Source organism: Leucobacter sp. M11 (assembly GCF_035726885.1).
Taxonomy (GTDB): domain Bacteria; phylum Actinomycetota; class Actinomycetes; order Actinomycetales; family Microbacteriaceae; genus JAPFRB01.
In genome coordinates, this window is sequence record NZ_JAPFRB010000001.1 from 231,514 (window position 1) to 232,212 (window position 699).

At 70.0% G+C, this 699-nt stretch carries 2 protein-coding genes; both read right to left on the reverse strand.

Features of this window, described 5'->3' with window-relative positions; genetic code table 11:
- Window positions 1–162 (reverse strand): variant leucine-rich repeat-containing protein (locus OOT08_RS19005; RefSeq protein WP_442916167.1); only part of this gene is annotated, 162 nt, incomplete at its 3' end.
- A 192-nt stretch (window positions 163–354) separates the two neighbouring features.
- The coding region (locus tag OOT08_RS01145; protein ID WP_325090747.1) for an ABC transporter permease at window positions 355–699 on the reverse strand (345 nt) is incomplete at its 5' end.

A 699-nucleotide genomic window follows, 5' to 3' on the forward strand; every position in this document is an offset into this window, starting at 1 on the left:
CTGTCGAATCCAGCCGTCCAGGCCGGGGTAGCAGTTCGGGTGGACCAGGATCTGCGCCCACAGGTCTGGCCGGGCCGGTGCGATTCGCGCGAGCTCGGCGGCCTCGATGCTCGGATCACTGAGGTCTCCCGCGGAGAGCGTGGACGGGTCACGTTCGGTCATGGTTCACTTCTTTCTGTTGCGCGCGCAACACAGGCACTGGTGTCGCGATCCCCCGGAGCGACGGCACCGGGCGCCCCGAACCCCTCCACGATGGCCCAGAAGCGGGCCCGAACGCAACCCCGGGCGAAGCGTCCCGGTCACGTCCTCCCACCAGCGGCCACCGCTTCCGCGGGTGAGTGGCGCGATTGCCCCTCAGCGCTTCCGCGCAAAGGCCCAGACCGAGAGCGGGCAGAACACCAGGAAGATCACCGCCGACCAGAGCAGGGTCAGGGTCACCGAGTCACCGAGCGGGAAGCCGCTCAGCAGCCCGCGAGCGGCGTCCATCGCGTGCGTGACGGGGTTGATGTTCGCCCAGGTCTGCAACCAGACCGGAAGCGTGTCGATGGTGCCATCGCCTACGCCGCGGGCGTGCGAGCCGTCACCGACGACACGCACATCGCCCTGCGCCTCTCCGATCACCGCATCACCGAGCAGGCCGAGGGCCCGGCCGCGTGCCACGCGGTCTCCGTCAGGCTCCGCCAGTCCACCCCGGGATAG